This window comes from Devosia sp. (assembly GCF_028290435.1).
Lineage (GTDB): Bacteria > Pseudomonadota > Alphaproteobacteria > Rhizobiales > Devosiaceae > Devosia.
The window spans coordinates 1-17,165 of the sequence record NZ_JAQGJV010000036.1 but is presented as its reverse complement, the minus strand read 5'-3'; the positions used below and the strand labels follow the sequence as shown (position 1 = coordinate 17,165).

Sequence of the window (17,165 nt, the reverse complement as noted above, 5' to 3'; positions counted from 1 at the left end):
ACAAGAGCCGGATGGCGCTCATTTTCACAAAAAAGTCCGCTTGACACGAACTCGCCACATTCGCCCCCTGCCCGGCAGCGCCGAAAGAGCCTTGCAGCAAGCGGGTTTAGCCTGATTCCTGGCTCTCACGACTAAGCTGCATTGCCCTTATTAAGGCGCCATTAACCTTTGATGACACTTGTCGCTTATCCCCACTAATCCCATATGAGATACTAGATTTTGGGGTTATGTTGGGCCCTGGCACAACAAGTGGTGTGAAGGCTGTGGGAAAAAAGTGAAAATGTTGGCCTCGACTCTGGCCGCCGAGCTAGCCCAGAGTAAATCCAACGCCAGTACCCGAGTCCTCCCGACCGCACCCGGCCACCACACATTCTGACCCAAGAGATTTGCGAATGCGCATCGAACGCCGCTTTACGACCGCTGATCAAGACCGCTACAGCGCCCTCGGTTTCCGCTCCGCCACGAGCGAAATCCGCAATCCCGATGGCTCGGTGGTCTTCAAGCTGGAAAACATCGCCGTGCCGGCTCAGTGGAGCCAGGTGGCGGCCGATATCATCGCCCAGAAGTATTTCCGCAAAGCCGGCGTCGCCAAGGCGCTCAAGAAGGTGGAGGAGAATTCCGTCCCCTCCTGGCTGTGGCGCTCCGTCCCCGACGAAGCTGCGCTCGCCAAACTGCCGGAAGCCGAACGTTATGGTTCGGAGATGGACTCGCGCCAGGTGTTTGATCGCCTGGCCGGAACCTGGACCTATTGGGGCTGGAAGGGCGGCTATTTCGATAGCGAGGACGACGCCAAGGCGTTCTTCGACGAACTCTGCTTCATGCTCGCCAGCCAGCGCGTGGCGCCCAACAGCCCGCAATGGTTCAATACCGGCCTGCACTGGGCCTATGGCATCGACGGCCCCGGCCAGGGCCATTTCTATGTCGACCCCTTCACCCACAAGCTGGTCGCCTCCAAGAGCTCCTACGAGCATCCCCAGCCGCATGCCTGCTTCATCCAGTCGGTCAACGACGATCTGGTCAACGACAACGGCATCATGGACCTGTGGGTCCGCGAAGCCCGCCTGTTCAAATACGGTTCGGGCACCGGCACCAACTTTTCCAAACTGCGCGGCGGCGGCGAGAAGCTCTCGGGCGGCGGCCGTTCGTCGGGCCTGATGAGCTTCCTCAAGATCGGCGATCGCGCTGCCGGCGCCATCAAGTCGGGCGGCACCACGCGTCGCGCCGCCAAGATGGTGGTGATCGATATCGATCACCCCGATATCGAGGAATACATCAACTGGAAGGTCAAGGAAGAGCAGAAGGTCGCCGCGCTCGTCACCGGCTCCAAGGTCGTCTCCAAGCACCTCAAGCTGATCATGAAGGCCGCCGTGAACTGCGAAGGTTCGGGGGACGATTGCTTTGACGTGCAGAAGAACCCTGCCCTCAAGCGCGAAGTGCGCGCCGCCAAAAAGGCGCTGGTGCCGGAGAATTACATCTACCGCGTCATCCAGTTCGCCAAGCAGGGCTATACCGACCTCGATTTCCCCATCTACGACACCGATTGGGATAGCGAAGCCTACCTGACCGTCTCCGGCCAGAACTCCAACAATTCCGTCCGCGTCACCGATGATTTCCTCAAATCCGTCGAAACCGATGGCGACTGGAACCTGACCGCCCGCAAGGATGGCAAGGTCACCAAGACGCTGAAGGCCCGCGACCTGTGGGAACAGATCGGTTACGCCGCCTGGGCCTCGGCCGATCCCGGGATTCAGTATCACACCACCATCAACGAGTGGCACACCTCCCCCGAAGCCGGTCCGATCAATGCATCGAACCCCTGCTCGGAATACATGTTCCTCGACGATACCGCCTGCAATCTGGCCTCGGTCAATCTGCTGCCCTACCGCAATGCGGATTCGACCTTCGACACCGCCGCCTATGAGCACACCGTGCGTCTCTGGACCGTGGTCCTCGAAATCTCGGTGATGATGGCGCAGTTCCCGTCCAAGTCGATCGCCGAACGCTCGTTCGAATACCGCACGCTGGGCATCGGCTACGCCAATATCGGCGGTCTGCTGATGACCTCGGGCATCCCCTATGACTCCGTGGAAGGCCGCGCCATCGCCGGCGCCGTCACCGCCATCATGACCGGCGTGAGCTACGCCACGTCGGCCGAAATGGCCAAGGAGCTGGGCCCGTTCAAGGACTACAAGCGCAACGCCAAGCACATGCTGCGCGTCATCCGCAATCATCGCAATGCCGCCCACGGCAATGCCGGTGGCTATGAAGGCCTCTCCATCAATCCCGTGCCGCTCGATCACGCCTCGCTGACCGATGCGGCGCTGTCCGAACGCGCCAAGCTGGCTTGGGACAATGCGCTCGCTCTCGGCGAACAGCACGGCTACCGCAATGCCCAGGTTTCGGTGATCGCCCCGACCGGCACCATTGGCCTCGTCATGGATTGCGACACCACCGGCATCGAGCCCGATTTCGCACTGGTCAAGTTCAAGAAGCTCGCCGGTGGCGGTTACTTCAAGATCATCAACCGCGCCGTGCCGCCGGCCCTGCGCACTCTCGGTTACTCCGAGTCCCAGATCGCCGAGATGGAGGCCTATGCGGTCGGCCACGGCAATCTGAACCAGGCGCCCGGCGTCAATCCGGCCACCCTGCGCACCAAGGGTTTTACCGACGACAAGATCGCCGCACTGAACGCCGCGACCGAAAGCGCCTTCGATCTCAAGTTCATCTTCAACCAGTGGACGCTGGGCGTCGACTTCCTCGAGAGCCTGGGCGTCACCCAGGAGCAGATGAACGACTTCTCGTTCGAGCTGCTGCCGTTCCTCGGCTTCTCCAAGAAGGACATCGAGCTCGCCAATATCCACGTCTGCGGCGCCATGACCCTCGAGGGTGCTCCGCACCTCAAGGCCGAGCACCAGGCGGTGTTCGATTGCGCCACCCCCTGCGGCAAGATCGGCAAGCGTTCGCTCTCGGTCGACAGCCACATCCTGATGATGGCGGCTGCCCAGCCGTTCATCTCCGGCGCCATCTCCAAGACCATCAACATGCCCAATGATGCGACGGTCGAGGACGCCAAGGAAAGCTACATGACCAGCTGGAAGCTGGCGCTCAAGGCCAATGCGCTCTATCGCGACGGCTCCAAGCTCAGCCAGCCGCTCAATTCTTCCGTGCTCGCCGTCGAGGATGAGGACGAGGAAGACGCGATGGAAGAGCTGCTGATGCAGTCCCCCGCCGCCCGCGTGCCCCAGGTGGCCGAACGCATCGTCGAGCGCATCATCGAGCAGGTGCGTAGCCGCGAAAAAATGCCGGATCGCCGCAAGGGCTATACCCAGAAAGCCGTCGTCGGCGGCCACAAGGTCTATCTGCGCACTGGCGAATATGACGATGGCCGTCTCGGCGAAATCTTCATCGACATGCACAAGGAAGGCGCTGCCTTCCGCGCCATGATGAACAATTTTGCCATCGCCATCTCGCTGGGCCTGCAATATGGCGTGCCGCTGGACGAATATGTGGAGGCCTTCACCTTCACCCGTTTCGAGCCCGCCGGCATGGTCATGGGCAATGACCGGATCAAGAACGCGACCTCGATCATGGACTATGTGTTCCGCGAGCTGGCCGTGTCCTATCTCGACCGCGACGACCTGGCCCATGTGAACCCCGCCTCCCCGACTTCGCTGTCGGGCGGCGTGTCCGAAGAGCATGGCACCCGCTCGGCGCCGCAGGCCGCTCCCGCGCCGGTTCCCGCCGACAAGTTCGTCTCCCGCGGCATGACCCGCGGCCGCACCCAGAACGCGTCGCTGATGCTGGTCCCCACCGCCGAAGCGTCTGCCGGCTCGTCAATCTCGACCGTCACAGCTCTTCGCAGCGCCACGGCCCTCAAGATCGAGCCCTCAGCCGTGGTCCTCAACGCCGCCGAACTCAACCCCATCCCCTCCCCGCCGCCCTCGACCGACAAACACCAGCTCCGCGCCGAAGCCCAGATGAAGGGCTACACCGGGGACCAGTGCAGCAACTGCAACTCGATGCGCATGAAGGTCAGCGGGCACTGCATGGTTTGTGAAGATTGCGGAACCACGACTGGGTGCTCGTAGGTATGCCGACTTGATCTGTGTGTGACGGGGGACATACAATTTCCACTAACCGCGGAAGTTCTTCCATTCTTGGGGCCATAGCCATCCAGCGTCGACATCCGGGGCTCGCACCCTAAGACAAGTGATAAATCGGCGGCGGCGAGGTGAAAGCCTCGCCGCCGCTGTCTATTTCGCCCCTGGAAATCATCAAAAAAGTTTGGATTGGAAACACTGAAAAGATTTCGGTTTAAATGCGATGCCTCGCAATCGGCATTGCTTCCGATTTTCAAGCCCCTATGATTCACTATTAAGAGAAAGCCGAGCCCGTGCGCGCCTTGAGACCTGCCATGACAAACCATTGTTCTCATAGGACTTGCGCCGTGTGTGAGGCCACCCGACGCCTGAGGTTAGAATATGGTGCACTCTCACCAAGCACCGGACAATGGTCCCCTCGACGACAGCATAGTTCAGTCGCCTGTCTAGAGAATCTCGAGCGAAACATGTTAGGATTAGAACAAATGGTAAACTGTCGTGTTCACGCTGATGTTGCAGCTAGCGTATTTTGGGGACCGCAATGAAGGACAAGCCCAGCTTTTATGAGTTTTTCGCCGGTGGCGGGATGGCGCGAGCAGGCTTGGGCGGGGGATGGAAGTGCGCGTTCTCCAACGACTTCGACTTCAAGAAGGGTCTGACCTATCAAGACAATTGGGGGGTGCCGGGCGTTCTGAAGATTGGCGACATCCGCAAGGTCGAGACTACTGAGCTGCCCGGTGTCGCCGACCTTGCATGGGCATCGTTTCCTTGCCAGGATTTGTCGCTGGCTGGTGGCGGTGCCGGACTGCGCGGTGAGCGCTCGGGAACGTTCTATCCCTTCTGGGACATCGTCAAGCTGCTGATCAGCGAGAACCGTGCGCCCCGCGTCGTGGCTCTTGAAAATGTGACCGGCACTTTAACGTCCCATGGCGGTATGGACTTCGAAGCCATCTGCCAAACCTTCGCCGATAACGGCTATCGCTACGGCGCGCTAGTGATCGACGCGGCGCTGTTCGTTCCCCATTCGCGCCCTCGCTTGTTCATTGTGGGCGTGCGCGACAACGTCGAAGTCGACGACACGATGGTCTCGCCAGGTCCAATCGAGCCCTTCCATACGCGGGGCCTGCAAGCGGCCTACGATCGAGTAAACGACTCGGCCAAGTCCAAGTGGCTCTGGTGGAATATGCCCACGCCGCCCCACCGCACCACCGTGTTCGCCGACCTGGTTGAAGACAAGCCGGAGAGCGTGCAGTGGCATACCTCGATCGAGACAGCGAAGCTGCTGGGGCAGATGTCGTCCGTCAATAAAGCCAAGCTAGATGCCGCAAAGCGCGCCGGCCGTCGTATGGTCGGAGCGGTCTATAGGCGCACGCGCGTGGAAGAGGGCGTCAAGCATCAACGCGCTGAGATCCGGTTTGACGATCTTGCCGGGTGCCTCCGCACGCCAGCCGGTGGTTCATCCCGCCAGGTCATCGTTGTCGTCGATGGCGATCGCGTCCGCTCGCGCCTGATTTCGTCCCGCGAGACTGCCCGTTTAATGGGGCTCGACGACCATTACATCTTACCCAAGAACTACAACGAGGCCTACCACTTGACCGGCGACGGCGTAGCCGTGCCGGTGGTGAGGCACTTAGCCCAGCATTTGATCGAACCCTTGCTGCAGCGCCTGAGGGCCAAGGACGCCGCCGCTGCATGAGTGTCATTCCGTGCGAACAGAACGCTGGCCTGCGCGGCCAGATCGAGAAGTTCGCTGAAGTGTTGAAAACCCATGCCCATGAGCTGGGCGACCACGGACTGGATGATAAGGAATTCTACAACTCCGGCCTGTTCAGGGGCGCGATTGAACGCATCCGTGGTCAATTCATCGCTGACGTTCGGCCGAAGCGCGAGTTCGTACAACACATCCTCAACCACCTCGAGGATCAGAAGCTGATTTCGGGCTGGGAATTGAGTGAGGCCTCCGAGCGCAACGACTACTGGGTGCAGATGCCGGGTGGGAGGAACGCCGTAATAGGCCTGACGGGGGCCATGGACGGCCAGAATACTACGATCTTTCAACGCCCCCTCGATGCCGACGAGTTCGTCATCTGGAGCATGATGACCAATGCCGCCGGCGACCCCCGGCGCAACGCGTGGTCCGGCATCCACACCCGTCTCAGCGCGGAGATGATCTCTCGGGATCAGCGCGTTGACGGCGTGATTATCTGGGACATGGTCTGCGGCACGGTCGGCCGGCCGTGTCCCAAGATCATGGGCGAGATGGAGCCACGGCTGACCGATGTCGGCCCGTTCCGCGTACCGCCTGCGTGCTTATATTCGTTCCCGGGCATCATACCAGGCGGCGCGGTGACGATTGCGATCGCCCAGCAGCTAGAGGACGTGACGCTGTTGCAGGCGTTCCACACCTGCTTTCGCGGTAGGGATGACGAGGTCAACTTTGTGGACTTCGAGATCGAGGTAGTGGGAGGCGAAACCCGACGGAAGACTACCGTCACGCGCGGAGGTATAGTCCAGCTCGAATCGGAGATGACGCCGATACGTAGGGGGTAGTGCCGGGTGGCTACGGATTTCGACTTCAGGAAACGGGCCGTCCGAGGCCTCACCGCCCAAATTGGGGTCTACGTCCTATGCGACCTCGACGGGGTTCCAATCTATGTTGGGCAGTCCAAGGCGGGCATACGGTCGCGCGTCGCTCGTCACCTTACATCGGCTCGCTCCGACATAATTGCCAACCGGCAGATAGACGTCTGGGAGATTGCTTACGTTTGGACCTACCCCGAACCCGATAGGCTGCAGATAGGGCTTCTCGAGGCCAGGCTTTTCCACCATTTCAACCCGAAGTCGCAGTTGATGAACGGCACACAGCCCGCCTTCCTGGACGATGGTATCCCGGTTCCCACGCCCTTACAGAGGGTGCAGGTTATGTCCGATGCCGAGATCGTCTCGAAGAAGGATCCCACGCAACGTCTACCGCGGCAGGCAGACCACTACGCCCAGATCGTTGGGCATTTCGTCGCCGTCAAGAATTCGACACAGGTCGCCCGGGCGATGAACGCCCACTTCGAACGCTTGAGAAAGTATCACGCCGGGTTGCTCGGTATCGCTGAGCCGGACGAGGATGCTCCCGAAGAGTGATCCCTTTCGCAGCGACATCATGCGGGCGGTCAAGTCAAAGGACACGACGCCCGAGATGGTCGTGCGTCGGCTCATCCATGGCATGGGCTACCGATACCGTCTGCATGGCAAGGACCTGCCGGGCAAGCCGGATTTGGTGTTCGCCGGCCGGAGAAAGGTGATCTTCGTCAACGGATGCTTCTGGCATGGCCACAACTGCAAGCGGGGCGCCAGGCAGCCGAAGGCCAACGGCGATTACTGGAAGGCGAAGATTGCCCGAAATGTCCATCGCGATGCCGGCAACATCGTTGCCTTAGTTCGCGCGGGCTGGCGGGTGGTTACGATCTGGGAGTGTGAAACGAAGGTCGCCGATCGGCCAGCGCTGGCAGCCAAGCTGCGCGAGTTCCTAGACTAATGGTAGGCGACCGGGCCGTCCGAGTCCGGGGTGTCGCCCTCGATAACAACAATGCCGAGGTCTGGGTTCTGCTCAAGAAACACGTGACGACGGACTTCGGCAGAATGTCCGTCCCCCTGCTGTCCCACCACTCGCCTTGCGCCACATCGACGCAGCGCCCATCTGTCGTCTCTTGCTTGCTAATGTCGAATTCTACCTTGCCGGGCGGCGGATTTCACGCTGGCTCCGCTGCCGGTGCAGCGGGGACCGGCATTGCCGGCGCCGCTATCGCCGTTGCGACATGGTATTGCTTGCCGAATGCCGCATAGGTCTCCGACACCAGCCCGATCATGGCGAGGATGATCTGATCCCATTGGTCGTCGGTGGGCTGGGCGATCTTGGTGTCCCCACGAAAGTGCACCAGGCCATTTCTCATGTTGTAGACGTGGCGGGCGGCGATGTCTGCAGGAATGCTCGTCTCCTCCAGCTTCCCTCCAAATGCAGAAATGAGCTTCTTCGCAGTAGCCAACGGACAACCGCCAATCACCCTGATCAGCGCTTCCTCCTCGCGCGGACGCCAGGCCAGTCTCTTATCGAGTAGGTCGGCGAGCTCGGCGATCGAGCGGCTGCTGGACCAATCCTTGGTCAGGTCGAGCAGCCGCGGCACCGCATAGAGCTGTTCCACGCAACGGTACAGGTCGACGAAGAAACCGCCCCAATAGATGGAAAGAACGCCTTGCAGTACATTCTGATAGGGGATGTATTCGGACCCCGACGAAAACAGTTCAGACGCGGCGTTGAGCGTGGCTTCGCTCAGTGCGATCGGGCCGTCGATGTAGGTTGCAGCAACCATCGCGCCGAGCACGCGGTCGATGTCGGAGGTATAGGTGAAATCGACGCTCGCCTCAACGATGAGGATGCGGGGGAAGAGGTCTCGGATCGCCTGCAGTTCATGGCCTTCGTAGTTCTCCACACCCTCGAATTCCGACTCGATCAACTCCCGGATCTCGGCGGCCGTGGCGCGGGGCATGACCTCGGTCTCGGTGACCGAGATGCCGAAGGTGCCGGGGGTGAGTTCAATCTCGGTTAGCCCCTCGGGCAGACCATTGGGCATGTCGTCGACGGAAGCGAAGCCGAAGAACGCGACGAAGCGCCGATCCTCATGCTCGAACAGGACCGCCCGCATCTGCCGAGTGATCTTGCGTCGATCGATCACGTCGGCCTTCGACATAAGCTCGGCGTCTTCATCGCGGAGTCGCTTGATCCAGCGGACCTTGTCCGCGTTGGCGATATCGGTCCCATAGGCAGCCGCGTGGTCAACCAGCTTCTTGAACGTCGCTGCGCTCATCTTCTTGCGGTTCCGATTGGCCATGGCTTAAACTCGCCACGCAGGCTCCAGGCTCGGCACCTCGAAGCCCTCCTCGATGAGCACTTTGAATGCAGAATCGAAGAACGCGCGCTCATACCGTCCCACCGCTGAGCGCTTCTGGCCGTAAAGACGCTCGGAGAGGACGTCCAGTTTGAGGAATTCGGTAAGCTGATTCACGTCCAATTGGGCTAAACGATCGGAGAGCGCTTTCACCTGCGCTTGCAGGTCGGTCAACAGCTTCTGGCTGGTGGCCGGGTCCTTCTCCATACCGACACGACCCAGGATGGCGATCGCTGCCGACACGATGTAGCCGATGCGCGCCGGGCGGCTATCGAAGACGCTGCGGCCTTTCTTCAGCACCTTCAAACTATTCGGGGCCGGAGCATCCTCCTTGGCGTCGTCGATCTGGTTGTCGAGGCGCGAGAAGGCTTGATCAAGGTCCACCATCGTCTGGAGCACCGGATAGAAGAACTGGTTGTAGCGGTCTTCTGCGATGGCGTCGGTCACGTCCAGCCGGGAGAATTCATCGGCCAAGGTTTCTTGTGTGTCCACGTCCGTTTTTCGGAGACCAAACGCGATGTACAGTTCCACCAGGCTGTCCGGGGAATATTCACCGGCCTTCGCGCGCCGCTCCGATTTCTCGGGGTCGAGGATGCGTTCAAATTTGACGCGGTTCTTCATCTCTACGATCAGCGGGGCGAAGACCACCTGGAGCTGCCGACTCAGGTTCCAAGGCACTTGCCCCGTGTTGAGCACCAGCATGCGGTAGATTAGGCTGTCGGTGCTTTTGGCTATCCAGCACTCGATACGGATCGGAAAGTCCGCGACCTTCTTGTCTCCGTCCAATGCTGCTAGCAACGCGGTCGTTCGCTGCATCCCGTCGATGATCGAAATGGTGCCAACCAGGGCACCGCTGATCAAGTCCACCACCTCTGATGGCTTCATTTTCGGAATGTTGTTGAGTGTGTTATCGTCGACGACCACGCCAATCACCACTGGTGGCAGGATCGCACCCTTCTGTACGTCCGACACCATGCGGGCACGGATGCGGCGGGCTGTCGTGGTCTTCAGAGCATCACGCTGGTGCTGCAGGCCGCCACGCTGGGCATAGGCAGCCTGCACCAGCTTCAAGTAGTCTATTGTGCTAACCGACGTCATCAGGGAATAGCACTTGACCCGCTCGTCAAAGAGCAGCGTTGCGTCTACGACAGCCGCCATGATTGGCCCCCCACATTCATTGTTGATCGACTAAGACCACGGCGGGAAAGAAAATGGAAGCTCGTGCCGCTGGCTACGCCGGCATGAGCAGTTCCAAGCGCAAAAGGGCCCCACCGGGTGCCCTTCGCGTTAGAACCAGCGGCTGATCGATAGCAATATCGCAACCAGGTATCCGAAACGGACGCAGTAGGAACTACCCCCCAGGCGGAATCCCATCGCTGGGGACGCTCAATAAGCCTGTGGTGGTCGTCGCGCGCTCGGCTCTATCGTGGTAACGTGGCGTAAGACCACGGTAACTTGAGGTGGTGTAAGCCAAATCGAGTCGGGGATGACTCCGATTCGGAGGGGCTGACCGTGGCAAAAAACACAAAAAAAATAGAAGATGTTGGTGATGCTATTCGCAAGCCGCCAATGGAAACGGACGAGCTGCGCAAGGGGATTGAAAAATTTTTCCGAGAGATTCAGTATCCCGACTTGAACAAAATCGACCGGAACGTCGGAGGGTTCAAGTGGGGGGTCTATGCGTTCTATGACTACGATGGCGAACCCATCTATGTCGGCCAGACAAAGGAACGGTTGAGCGGACGGGTTCGTCGACACCTTACTAACCAGCGTACAGACGCCGTGGCAATGTCCGTGTTAGACCCGTTCGAAGTCTCCGAAATTGAGGTATGGCCGCTTCCTCAATTTGAGGGGATTGGTGGCAATGAAGAGTCAGCCAAGCTGGCTAAAGAGTACCTAAACGCCTTAGAACTGGCCGTTTTCACCCGCCTAAGGAACGCGAGTAGGTTCAAAGCTATCCTTAATGAGAAAGATCCTCCGCCCTCCGACCTGGAGATTCAGGAACCAGAGTCGCGCCGGGGATCAATTGTCTCCGCCGAGGTGCGGGTTCTACGCGAACATCCCGATACGAGGCTAGCGCGACGTGCCCTAATCGTTTCCAAGCTGGCCCAGGTAATTTCAGAACGCGAGTTGAAACATGCTGGGCTGAGACGTGTACTGTTGACACAGACAAAGCGCATGCAGTGGTTGGCAGAGCGACGGTTTGCAGGCGTAGGTGGCGACGCGTCCGTTGAGGCCGGGCCGGAAAATGAAGACGAGATCGACAGCGGGGGAAACTAGCGTATTGTGTAGCGCGGTCACGCGGACGGCCCGTTCGAGGGACACTGTTTCCCAGAGGGCTTTTGCAGGCTCATACCCGGCCTCGGCTCCAGATACTGGCTATACCAGAAGGAACTACCCGGCACACCCGATCTCCTGTTGCCGTGACGGCGTTCGTCTGTTTTCGTCAATGGTTGTTTTTGGCACGGCATAATTGCAAACGCGGGGCGCGGCAGGCAAAAACCATCGATCATTATTGGGGCTCACATCGGACGCAACGTCGAGCGGGACGAAGAAAACCGGTCGCACTCGACGAGGCAGGATGGCAAGTGTTGAAGGTGTGGGAATGCGAAACCGCTATGAGGAACGTGACATTCTTCAGCAAGAGTTCGTTGAGCTTGTGGCGTGACGCCGCCTGAATTTTGAGCGCCGCGACTCTCAAATGACCGATAGACTAGCTAGAAAGAGAGGAAAGGCGGCGTCTTCCTCGCCGGAGCGTCCGCCAATGCTCCGACAAGTCTGATGCCTTTGCGGGGCTCCTGTCGTCTTCAGGTCTAGTTGTCCTACACAATTCAATTTGGCCCTAGCGAGTATCCAATTTGGCAATGGCGGCCCCGGCCCCTGTTGGGCGGAACGGCGACTCGGGATCGGAAGGCGAGCCATGTTGTGAGAAGGTTCGCGTCCGCGTCCAGAACGCTCCGGACCGAAGAAATGATCGCCCGGCCAAAACCGGAGCCGGTGTGACGGACTACCAGGAGGGCATCAAGAGAGCTCAGGGCGTCGACGAGATCGAAGGCAAGGGCGACCACATCCCTGGGAGGAGCGGTGCTGGGCGCAACTAGTGGCGCCCCTGCCCGCGCCAAAAGCTCTCTCTGACCAACACGTCCCGCATAGGGCTAGTCTGAGCCTACTATTGCAAAGCAGATTGGGACCGTGTTCGCCGACCCCATCAGGGCCAGCAGCCTCCAACGGCTGCATCAACAGGCGGGACAGAAGACTGCACCCGACCAACGCGCCAGAACGTCGAATTATCTCTTGCAATGCGGGGGCCATCCACAGAGGACAGGCATTTAGTGGGGCAATGGAGATGCGACCGCCGCCGGTTCGCATATAGCAAGTCAAGGTCGAGGAAGTACCGGAGCGCTGGCTCGTGAGGCTTCAACCGCCTGCGGATGACATGCAATTTGGTTATCTCTCATGCAATCACAGGCCGACGTGCTCCTCCCAGAAGCGGATATCGTTCGGATTGGCCCGCTTGCCACGTCTTTTCAGTTCAGCGGCAGCCTCAGCGTGCTCCTCGAAAACTGCATCAACTTTTCGCATGCCCTTCTGCAGGCTCTTCATCTCGTCCGATGAACGGATCCAATCTTTGTCCTCGGTATCGTAGACACCGATCTCAACCGCCCTCGAGATGTAGTCGTCATTGAGATCCGGCGCGGAAGGCTTATTGAGAATGTCGAGTATCATAAGGCGTAGTACTCGGTTGCCACCCACTTCGCCTGCGACGTCGGCCACCTCCGCGATCGCCGCGTCCAGGTCCATTTCCCAGTCAGTTTCGCTAAAAGCTTTGCTGACCTTGGCAACTTCTGCTGGGTCCTTCGTCTTTTTCAACGCGCTAATCTGAGCCTTAGCATGCTCGAGATCCTGTTCGGATGCCTCCCAGGCATCACGGGCGGACTTCAGCTCGGCAAGAGTCTGGTTGTGGATGGCGGCATCCACGCGCTTGGCGACCCCAATACTGCCCTGCAAGGCGGGCCACTCGCCAGTGAAACTGCGCATCGCGCGGGCGATCACGCCGGCCCTCGCCGGTGGGAGTTTCAGCGCAATCGTTATGTCTTCAAACAACTGCGACATCGCGACGTCGTTGTCGAGCTTCACCCCAACGACGCCGAGCAGCGTGGCTTGCATAACCTCGAATGTGTTAGGTGGCACAACGATTGGGAACCGATTGGTGTTCAGCACCCAGGCGGCACCGAGTTCGGCCAAACAGAAGGCACTTTCCATGTAGGCCGGCGTAATTAGAGCGACCACGGCGTCTGCTGCGATCGCCTCGTCCTTGATCTGGTCAACGAAACTCTTCCCTTTTGTCGCCCCTTGACCCTCTAGGCTTGAACAAAAGATGCTCTCCGACGTGATGTTTAATGCCTTGGTGAGCAGCGTCTCGAAGGCCTCCACCAATTTCAGGTCTGCCGCTGCGTGACTGAGGAAGATCTTAATTGCAGTCGTTTTTGCCAACGGAACACCCACGGATTGAAAGCTTTACCTTCATAGGTGGCAGGATCACCTCGTGCAAGTTGATGCAGGGCACGCGAATGGTGCCGGAGCGGGGGTTTCTTGCCACCATCGCAGAGGCAGAGATTGCTGGCCCGCAGTTTGCCTATTCCATCAGATCTCGTACAAGCCAATAATTGGGCTCGGATTCGACTGCCGCGTGCTCTTTTGCCACGATGCCGGCGGAGGGCATATCATTGGACTACGACCTCAGCAAACTTGGCTGGAAAGCCTTTCAGGACTTGGCGGCTGCCGTGACAGCCGAGGTTCTCAAGCGTCCCGTGCAAACGTTCCTGGGGTCGAATGATGGAGGCCGGGACGCAGCTTTCTTGGGACGCTGGGATGCAACGGACGGAAGCGGACGTTCGACAATTCAGTGCAAATTCTTGAGCAAGCCAGGCGCCAATCTCACGCTTTCCGATCTGAAAGACGAGCTGCCGAAAGCCAAGAAACTGGCCGCACAAGGTCTGGCCGATGACTACATCGTCCTCACGAACGCCGGCGTGTCCGGAGAGGTCGATGCGCAAATCCGAAAGGCGTTCGAAAAAGTCGGGGTCAAAAAGTGCCGAACTTTCGGCGGAACTTGGATCGTCCAGCAACTCACCGAGAGCGCCAGGCTCCGAATGCTGGTTCCCCGGGTATACGGGATTGGTGACCTGGCCCACATCATCACTGGCCATGGGTACAAGCAAGCGAAGGCTATCCTGGACTCCATGGGATCAGACCTCAGCTGCTTTGTAGGAACAGACGCATACCGAGCCGCTGTAACGGCTCTCCACGAGCACCGTTTTGTTATCCTGCTTGGCGATCCGGCGTCAGGGAAGTCGACGATTGCAGCAATCCTGGCGCTGGCGGCAATCGACGATGGATGTCTCGGAGCGCTCAAGATCAATTCGCCGGACCAACTGAATTTGTGGCACCCCGGTGAAAAGCAATTTCTTTGGGTCGACGATGCATTTGGCCCCAACCATTTCGACGCCTCACGCATGAGCCGATGGAATGCCGAGTTAGGGACCCTGCGTGCCGCAGTCGAAAATGGCGCACGCGTCGTCTTCACTTCGCGCAACTATATCTGGGAAGCAGCCAAGCCTCATCTGAAGACGAGTGCATTCTCGCTGCTCAAGGAAAGCCAGGTCGTCGTCAACGTAGAGGCCCTTTCGAACGCAGAGAGAGCCCAGATGCTTTACAACCACGTTCGCCGCGCCCAGCCTCGCGACATGAGGCGCCGCCTGAAGCCCTTCCTATCCGATGTCGCGGCAAACCCAGCATTCCTGCCTGAGACCGCTCGTCGACTAGGTGATCCGATTTTCACGAAGAACCTGGCCATCAACCAACAGCGTCTCACGCAGTTGGTGGAGCATCCCGTCGAGTTCCTGACAGAAATATTGGCGCAGCTTGACGACGACTCCCGTGCTGCGATCGCGCTGATTTTCCTGAACTCCCAAACCGGGGTGCCTTCCCCCATTCCGGCGTCGTCCGCGTTGGACATGGTCACGCGCCTCATGGGCGTCAATGCGGCCCAAATAGCCAAGGCTATGGTGCACCTGAACGATAGCGTCACCAAGCTAGTTTCGGAGGAGGACGGCGAGCGCTGGATATTCCGTCACCCGACCGTTACCGACGCGTTCGCATCGCTGGTGGGGGGATCACCAGAACTGATTGAACTCTATGCACACGGCGCCAAACTCGACAGGTTGCTGGATGAGGTGGTGTGCCGACCCAAGTCCAAAAGTGACACGCAATTGCGCATCCCCCCAATCCTATATTCGCCACTCGTCGCCCGGCTTGCACAATACCCGCTGGATGAAACGTTCATGGCGTTTCTGGGTGCGCGCTGCGAAAAGTCGTTCCTGAGCCTTATGCTTGATGCTCGACCTGACATCCTCGCATGTATCGCAGAAAAACCCAGAAGGCATTTCTCGTTCGGCGGAAAGTTGCTCGTGGCGGCGCTTGCCTCGATGGGGCTTTTGCCGGAGCCCGTGAGGAAGGAAATCGCCGACTACATTATCGATCATTCGATATCGTGGTTGGATTCAAAGCTGCTTACCGACGAAGTTCTTCAGCAGATTTTGTCTGACAAGGAGTTCGAGGACTACAAAGATGCCTTTCGCAACGAATGGTTGGCCGATATCCCCAATGTGTTCGACGAATTTAGCAGATATTCCTCCGACGACGAGCTAGACCTATACAACGGGTTCAAGGAAAATATGCGTCGGGCGCAAGATTATTTCGGCATGCCTGATGACGAGGCCTTCGACGATCTATACGCCCAGCTGAACTCTAGAATTGAAGATTTGGAAGCGCAGCAACCGTCTTATGATGGGCCTTCATGGACCCCTATCCTGTCGCAGGCGACTGGCGGAAATCCGGACAAAGCCGATGGCCAGATTTTTCAGGATGTTGATACCTAGGGTTCGCACCTAAAGGCGGCGGCGCGGAACTATCTTGTCGACATCCGGTCACACTCAGGGCCTATCTGATCACCCACCCTCGGGATGAGTTGGTTCTCAAGAACGGCAATGAAGGCGCGCGGGAGTCGGGAGCGCAGCCCGACATGGCAGTACGTTTGGTGATCTGACAGTGTCCGCTTTTTGGAAGGCGCCAAGCACACTCGAGCGACTTCTGTTCTTGGGTATTATCCGACTGCAATCCGATACAATCGAGCATGGAAGGATTATGCGAACCCCTGCCAGTGCCAAATTGTATTGTCAAAACCCCGCGCAATGTCAAATTACGGCGTGACAGTGCCAAATTGGGGTGGTTGAACAGCTCTGGAGCTTCAGTGTTATTCGCCGTGGCCAGTGTCAAATTCTAACGTGAGCGACACCAGTTGATATTACTGACCTTCCCAATGGCGTAGAAAGGCTTTGGCCAATTCGTAAGCGTCAAGCGCAGCCATAGAATGAACTGTGACCGTCTTCGACGGATCGTGATCGTCGCGATTGGGCACTATAAAAACTGCTTTTCCTCGCTCTGTCGCAAACTGCACGGCTTGAGCGTTATCGCCATGTGCCTCGACGAAATACACTGGATCTCTCACCTCTGCCTCCATACGTTGCGTTAAGTATACAGGAAACCGGGGGGAGCGACACGCCCCACACTAAATTTTGGACCAACCCGCTGCCCTTATCTAGCGCCAAAAGCTGCCGGTCTGTTGTTTTTCTGGGGCACTATAATGCCAGTCGATCCCCAATCGGTCGGCACACCCGAGGTTGGCATTGGACGTGAACGCCGTCCGGTTGTCGCTGACGACAATATTGGGGCTCCGCAATGGCTATGAGGGTCTCCAGCTCCCCCGCAACACGCTTGCCACACTGCGAAGCGTCGGCAAAGTCAGGCACTCGAGTGTGCAGTCAGCCGTCTCAAAGAGCCGTCAGTCCGCAATCCCCCAAACCCGACATCGAGGAGGCAATTCAACCGGCCACCTTAAGCCCCGACTTTGGATGTCCGACTTTTCTTCACTGGTGCCGACGCGTGTGCCGCAGGTTTGCGCCCAAGTCCAATGCTCTTAGCCATGGAAGAGCGCGCGACTGAATAGTTCGGCGCCACCATTGGATAGTCAGTTGGCAGGTTCCACTTTGCCCGATATTCGTCGTGT

Annotated in this window: 11 protein-coding genes; 7 read left to right on the top strand and 4 right to left on the bottom strand. The window is 58.7% G+C overall.

What is annotated here, in order from left to right; all coding sequences use genetic code 11:
- Positions 1–392 precede the first annotated feature (392 nt).
- The 5 genes from JWP26_RS09445 to JWP26_RS09425 all read left to right on the top strand — a co-directional run bounded on the left by JWP26_RS09445 (position 393) and on the right by JWP26_RS09425 (position 7,629).
- A complete protein-coding gene (locus JWP26_RS09445) occupies positions 393–4,088 on the top strand; it encodes a vitamin B12-dependent ribonucleotide reductase (protein ID WP_299726262.1) in 3,696 nt (1,231 codons plus the stop codon).
- Positions 4,089–4,641: 553 nt separating this feature from the next.
- On the top strand, positions 4,642–5,796 hold the full coding sequence (locus JWP26_RS09440; protein WP_299726260.1) for a DNA cytosine methyltransferase: 1,155 nt from the start codon (positions 4,642–4,644) through the stop codon (positions 5,794–5,796).
- Positions 5,793–6,650 (top strand): hypothetical protein, encoded by an 858-nt coding sequence (locus JWP26_RS09435; protein WP_299726257.1) that lies wholly within the window; start codon positions 5,793–5,795, stop codon positions 6,648–6,650. The genes JWP26_RS09440 and JWP26_RS09435 overlap by 4 nt, the downstream gene beginning before the upstream one ends.
- Before the next feature lie 6 nt (positions 6,651–6,656).
- Entirely contained in the window at positions 6,657–7,235 is a 579-nt protein-coding gene (locus tag JWP26_RS09430) for a GIY-YIG nuclease family protein (RefSeq protein ID WP_299726254.1), read from the top strand.
- Entirely contained in the window at positions 7,219–7,629 is a 411-nt protein-coding gene (locus tag JWP26_RS09425) for a very short patch repair endonuclease (RefSeq protein ID WP_299726251.1), read from the top strand. The genes JWP26_RS09430 and JWP26_RS09425 overlap by 17 nt, the downstream gene beginning before the upstream one ends.
- 214 nt (positions 7,630–7,843) lie before the next feature.
- On the opposite strand, the gene JWP26_RS09420 is transcribed toward JWP26_RS09425, so the two are convergent.
- Entirely contained in the window at positions 7,844–8,980 is a 1,137-nt protein-coding gene (locus tag JWP26_RS09420) for a hypothetical protein (protein WP_299726248.1), read from the bottom strand.
- A 3-nt stretch (positions 8,981–8,983) separates the two neighbouring features.
- Entirely contained in the window at positions 8,984–10,195 is a 1,212-nt protein-coding gene (locus JWP26_RS09415; RefSeq protein WP_299726245.1) for a hypothetical protein, read from the bottom strand.
- 354 nt (positions 10,196–10,549) lie between these two features.
- On the opposite strand from JWP26_RS09415, the gene JWP26_RS09410 reads away from it, so the two are divergent.
- Complete coding sequence (locus JWP26_RS09410; protein ID WP_299726242.1) at positions 10,550–11,317, top strand: GIY-YIG nuclease family protein; 768 nt, start codon at positions 10,550–10,552, stop codon at positions 11,315–11,317.
- Between the two features lie 1,182 nt (positions 11,318–12,499).
- Here JWP26_RS09410 and JWP26_RS09405 read toward each other — a convergent pair.
- Complete coding sequence (locus JWP26_RS09405) at positions 12,500–13,531, bottom strand: toll/interleukin-1 receptor domain-containing protein (RefSeq protein WP_299726239.1); 1,032 nt, start codon at positions 13,529–13,531, stop codon at positions 12,500–12,502.
- Between the two features lie 233 nt (positions 13,532–13,764).
- On the opposite strand from JWP26_RS09405, the gene JWP26_RS09400 reads away from it, so the two are divergent.
- On the top strand, positions 13,765–15,978 hold the full coding sequence (locus JWP26_RS09400; RefSeq protein WP_299726236.1) for a hypothetical protein: 2,214 nt from the start codon (positions 13,765–13,767) through the stop codon (positions 15,976–15,978).
- A gap of 1,015 nt (positions 15,979–16,993) precedes the next feature.
- Here the strand turns inward: JWP26_RS09400 and JWP26_RS09395 are convergent.
- Positions 16,994–17,165, bottom strand: a 172-nt coding sequence (locus JWP26_RS09395; RefSeq protein WP_299726417.1) for a MucR family transcriptional regulator, incomplete at its 5' end; no start/stop codon positions are given.

What these genes read in the sequence shown, in the direction of transcription:
- JWP26_RS09440 (WP_299726260.1), top strand. Translation starts at nt 4,642, where the DNA reads ATGAAGGACAAGCCCAGCTTTTATGAGTTTTTCGCCGGTGGCGGGATG.
- JWP26_RS09415 (WP_299726245.1), bottom strand. Translation starts at nt 10,195, where the DNA reads ATGGCGGCTGTCGTAGACGCAACGCTGCTCTTTGACGAGCGGGTCAAG.
- JWP26_RS09435 (WP_299726257.1), top strand. Translation starts at nt 5,793, where the DNA reads ATGAGTGTCATTCCGTGCGAACAGAACGCTGGCCTGCGCGGCCAGATC.
- JWP26_RS09420 (WP_299726248.1), bottom strand. Translation starts at nt 8,980, where the DNA reads ATGGCCAATCGGAACCGCAAGAAGATGAGCGCAGCGACGTTCAAGAAG.
- JWP26_RS09425 (WP_299726251.1), top strand. Translation starts at nt 7,219, where the DNA reads ATGCTCCCGAAGAGTGATCCCTTTCGCAGCGACATCATGCGGGCGGTC.
- JWP26_RS09445 (WP_299726262.1), top strand. Translation starts at nt 393, where the DNA reads ATGCGCATCGAACGCCGCTTTACGACCGCTGATCAAGACCGCTACAGC.